Here is a 4,583-nt window from a genome sequence, read left to right on the forward strand (position 1 = left end):
TTGCCACAGCCGAACGCATAGCAGAGCGTGCCGGAGGTGGCCTGCGCCTTGCTGAGATAAGGGGTGATATAAATGTCCGCCGCGCCGAGGAACTGCTTCAGCTCCTCGAGTTCCACGAAACGGTTGTAGAAGGCGACGTGCTGCGTCATTCCCAATTTCTCAGCCAGACGCTCCAGGCTGAGTCGGTAACGCTCGCCCTCTGCGCGCACGAGATGCGGATGCGTGGCGCCGAGCACGATGTAGATCAGATCCGGATACTGCCGGGTGATCTCAGGAAGCGCCTGGATCACGTACTCGATCCCCTTGCCCGGGGATAGCAGTCCGAAGGTCAGCAGCACCTTCTTGCCCTCGACCCCAAACTGATCCTTGAGGGAGTTTGGATCGACCAAGGGCGTATCCGGAATGCCGTGCGCGATCAGATCGATCTTGACAGCGGGAACGCCATAGATCTCCCGCAGAATCCTGCGCCCGCGCTCGGTCATCACGACCAGCCGTTCGGATTGCCGGACAATCTCGTCCATCACCCGGCGTTGCTCGAGAGCGGGCTCCTCCAGGATGGTGTGCAACGTGGTCACCACGGGAAGGTTGACCTCGCGCAGGATAGCCAGGATATGGCTGCCCGACCTGCCGCCATAGATCCCGAACTCATGCTGCAGACAGATCACGTCGAAGCCGTTGAACCGCAGGAAATTCACCGCCTCCTGATAGTCGCGCAGGCGCTGCTCCCCGAGCTCAAACCGTACTTCCGGTGGATAGTCGTAACCTTCCGACACGTCATTGACGGCCACCACCCCGCACTCGGCCTCCGGATACAGCGTCGCCACGGCCGTGCGCAGGTCGTGCGTGAAGGTAGCGATGCCGCACCTGCGCGGCAGATAGTCGGAGACGAACGCGATTTTCGAGGGCGGGCTTGCTTCATTCATCACTGATCAGACCTCGTTGCAGCCGGCCGTCCGTGGATCCTTCGCGCCGGCTCTGCATCAAACGGCCAAACGAGGCCTCCAGATTGGGACGGGTGGTGCGTCATCGTCCGCTTCCTCACCTCCAGCTCGAAAATCCTCGCGTAGACCTCCTCATAGGCCGCTACCATGGTGGCGATCGAAAAGCGCTCTTCGACGCGACGCCGACAGGCGCGGCGGTCGATCTCGGCGAGTCGCCCCAGGGCCTGGACGGCCTGCTCGGGGGTGCTGACCAGAAAGCCGGTCCGCCCATCCTCGATGACCTCTCGGCAAGAGCCGAGATCCATGGCAATGACGGGTACGCCGGCCGCATTGGCCTCGGCCAGTACCAGCCCGAACCGTTCCGGGATCGTGTTCAAATGCAGGAGCGCGCTTGCTCGCGCGAACAATGCGTTCTTGCCCGCCACGTCGACCGGCCCGACATAGCTGACTGTTGGATCTCCGAGATGAGGCTCGATCCGGTTGTGGAAATAGGCCTCGTCCTGAACGATGCCTGCAATGATCAGGCGCCGCCCACTCCGGCGGGCGACCTCGATGGCGAGATGGACACCCTTGTCCGGATGGATGCGGCCGAGAAAGATCAGGTCTTGGCCGGCGCGTTCCTGGAACGGGTAGAGCGAGAGATCGATCCCGTTGTAAACGGTCGCCAGATAGTTCAGTGCGGAGGCGCGGTCGGAGTCGCTGATGGAGACAAAGTAGCCGTCGCGATACTTTTCATAGACTGGCATGATCTTGGGCGAGGAGAAGCCATGGATGGTGGTCACAACCGGTGTCTGGACCAGACGACTGTAACTCAAAGCCATAAAGTCGTAGTGGCTGTGAATCAGGTCGAACTCGGTGGCGTGCTCGAACGCTTCCGCGATGTGAAGGTATTCGGCCACCTTGGGATCGGCGTCGGGGTCTTCTTCGTAACCCTTGTCAATCACGGCGTGGAGCCGGGCGCGCGTGACGGAGTCCCTGGTGGCGAACAAGGTCACGTTCCAGCCGCGCGAGACCAAGCCTTCGGCAAGGTTGCTGGCCACCGTTTCCCAGGCCCCGTAGTACCGGGGCGGTGTCCGCCAGGCGACCGGTGATAAAACAGCCACTCGTTTGGCGCACTTGACCATGCCGGCCGGCCTAGCCAGGTCCGCCTGGAGTTCAGCGTCTGATTCAGACAAAGGCCAAGGTTCCTACCATGGCGGGCCTTTTGATTTCGGGAGTAACCGACACTCAGGCATGCCGCACCGAGTTGCCCCCGCTGAGAATCGTCTCGATCAACGAGGCGGCTTCCTCGTGGGCCGCTCCGCCGCCGTCGGTCACCAGCGATACGGAGTTGCGATGAGCGGCCGCCGCGTCCTCCAGAATCGCCCTGGCTTCGGTTGCGTCGATGATCTTGCTCTCGGTGAGCGACAGCAGCATCGATTCGCAGATGGCAAGCGCCGCGTGTCCTGCCGCACCTGAAACGCTGCTCATGGCCTCCTCCTGTGCGCGGATTTGTGGGACCGAAAGGCGCCAAGACCGCGGTCCGATCGTAGAACGACGAGAGACTAACCGTTTGAGCCCCGTGCCAGACTAATCTAAAGTAGTGTCGACGCCGCTTCGTGCCCGTTCGCCAAGCGATGATCGACCGGACGGCGGCCGTGGCCGCGTTCATGGTTGGGGACGTGGTCCATGGTGACGGGCGCAAGCGCCCTGGCGCACAAGCTGAACCGGTTCCTGCCGCTGGAACCCGACGAGCTGGCGAGTCTTGCCGGGCTCGAAGCACGACGGCGCCCGATCGCGGCGCACACCGAGATCGTGCACGAGCGCCAGGAGGGCCACCGCGCGTTCATCCTGCAGGAGGGCTGGGCGTGTGCGTACAAGATGTTGCCGGACGGCGGCCGGCAAGTGATCGATTTCTCGGTTCCAGGCGACCTGATGGGCTTGCGCAGCGTGCTCCTGCGTACCTCGGATCATGCCTTCGCCGCGGTAAACGACATCGTCGTCGCCGAGGTCTCGGCGCAACAGATGATCGACACCTTTCAGCGCGTGCCACGATTGGCGGCGGCGATTTTGTGGGCCGCTTCGCGCGACGAGGCGATGGTGGTCGAGCATCTGGTCAACATCGGCCGGCGCAGTGCCCTGGTGCGTACGGCCCATCTGCTGCTGGAGCTCGGGCTGCGCCTGCAACTCGTGGGACTGGGCTCGGACAGCGGCTTCGTCTGCCCGCTCAACCAGTATCTCCTGGCCGACGCGCTGGGGCTCACCGCCATCCACGTGAACCGCGTTCTGCGGCAACTGCGCGAGCGCGGCCTGGTGACCTTCCGGGAGGGTCATGTCGAGTTCCACGATCTCGCCGGTCTGCGTACCCTCGCCGAGTACCACAGCGGCTATCTCGACCAGAACAACGGGCTGGGGCAATGAAGAGCGCGAGCGCGCGGCAGGCAGGCTCCAACCGCTAATCCAGGTTAGCATAGCGCCGTCTCCGACCGCGTAGATTTGCCACAATCACAGATTGATCTCGGAGACACCCGATGCCTGCCGTCGCTGCCCGCTCAACCGCGGTCCTCGCGCCCGAGGGCAACCGTGAGGCAATCTTCCTTGCGCGGCCTCCGCCCCCTGCCGTGGAGAGCTATTGGGCGATGAAGGGCGTGCTTGCCCTTTGCGAGCGCCCGGCCGGGGTCATCGCCGTGACGACGCTCAGTGAGGTGCTCTCGCGGATCTCTGGCTCGACCGAAGTGTCTTTTGGCCAGTACCTGCGGGACCTTTGCCACGATATCGCCAAGGCACTCGGCGGATCGAGCGGCCCCACACTCACCTGTGCGGCCGCCGATGCCGCCCTGCCCATCGGCACCGCGGTCACCCTCAGGCTCGTCGCCGACCTCCTCATCTCCAGCACGTTCGTCTATACGCTCCCACCGGGACTGGCCGGCCGGATCACCGTGTGCTTCACAGCTGCTCCGGAGGCTTGGCAGCTCGTCGTCGAGGACAGTGGCAACACCATGTCAGCTGATGACAGACGCGACAATGGCCTGACGCTTGCGAGGCTGCTGGTCCTGCGGCTCGGCGGAAAGCTGGAGAATCACAGCACGCTGGACCGGACGCGCTGCATCGTCACCATCCCGCGCGCCGCCTCCCAGGCGTAGCGATGCGTTCGGTCCAAGCGGAGCTGGCCGGCCAATCGAGATTAGTGCGACCCGGCAATCGGGCCGCTACAGCTGCCTGGTCGAGGTTCTCTCTTCGGGTGGCAACCGCCTCCATGTCGGCTGCCTGTTCGGTATGGCGTAAGGCCGGCCCAGCATTCTGGAAGAGAAGGCCTGAGCTGCGGCCGAGATGGTGACGAGGAGAGAATGATGCAGCAGACGGGCCGAGATCGGCACGGCTGTCGCGGAGCGCGCTGGCACTATCGGGCATGCCGGAATCTGGAGATCTCCGATGAGCGCGCGCACGAGTCAGAAGACCGTCACCTTCTCCCGGCCGTTCTTTTTGACCGGGATCGGAGAGGTGCAGCCGGCCGGGATCTACACGGTGGAGACCGAAGAAGAGACGATTCCAAATCTGTCATTTTCCGCCTATCGGCGCGTCGCGACCCTGATCTTCCTGCCCGCGCCCGGTGGGGGCACCGGGGAGCGGGTCGCCAACATCGACCCCCTGGAACTGCAAGCC

6 protein-coding genes are annotated in these 4,583 nt (G+C 63.7%); 3 read left to right on the forward strand and 3 right to left on the reverse strand.

Annotated elements, in window-relative coordinates:
* From LJE91_16595 to LJE91_16605, 3 genes are all read right to left on the reverse strand, one after another.
* Positions 1-923: glycosyltransferase family 4 protein (locus LJE91_16595; protein ID MCG6870284.1), on the reverse strand; the 923-nt coding region annotated here is incomplete at its 3' end.
* Positions 923-2,116, reverse strand: a complete 1,194-nt coding sequence (locus LJE91_16600) for a glycosyltransferase family 4 protein (protein MCG6870285.1) — start codon at positions 2,114-2,116, stop codon at positions 923-925. The genes LJE91_16600 and LJE91_16595, both read right to left, overlap by 1 nt.
* 52 nt (positions 2,117-2,168) lie before the next feature.
* Positions 2,169-2,411 (reverse strand): hypothetical protein, encoded by a 243-nt coding sequence (locus LJE91_16605; protein ID MCG6870286.1) that lies wholly within the window; start codon positions 2,409-2,411, stop codon positions 2,169-2,171.
* A 198-nt stretch (positions 2,412-2,609) separates the two neighbouring features.
* Between LJE91_16605 and LJE91_16610 the strand changes: the two genes are divergently transcribed.
* From LJE91_16610 to LJE91_16620, 3 genes are all read left to right on the forward strand, one after another.
* Positions 2,610-3,341, forward strand: coding sequence for a Crp/Fnr family transcriptional regulator (locus LJE91_16610; protein ID MCG6870287.1), 732 nt, complete (start codon positions 2,610-2,612; stop codon positions 3,339-3,341).
* A 200-nt stretch (positions 3,342-3,541) separates the two neighbouring features.
* Positions 3,542-4,063 carry a hypothetical protein gene (locus tag LJE91_16615; protein ID MCG6870288.1) on the forward strand — a complete coding sequence of 174 codons (522 nt, stop codon included), beginning with the start codon at positions 3,542-3,544 and terminating at the stop codon, positions 4,061-4,063.
* A 289-nt stretch (positions 4,064-4,352) separates the two neighbouring features.
* On the forward strand, positions 4,353-4,583 hold a 231-nt coding region (locus LJE91_16620; protein ID MCG6870289.1), incomplete at its 3' end, for a hypothetical protein.

This window comes from Gammaproteobacteria bacterium (genome assembly GCA_022340215.1).
Classification (GTDB): domain Bacteria; phylum Pseudomonadota; class Gammaproteobacteria; order JAJDOJ01; family JAJDOJ01; genus JAJDOJ01.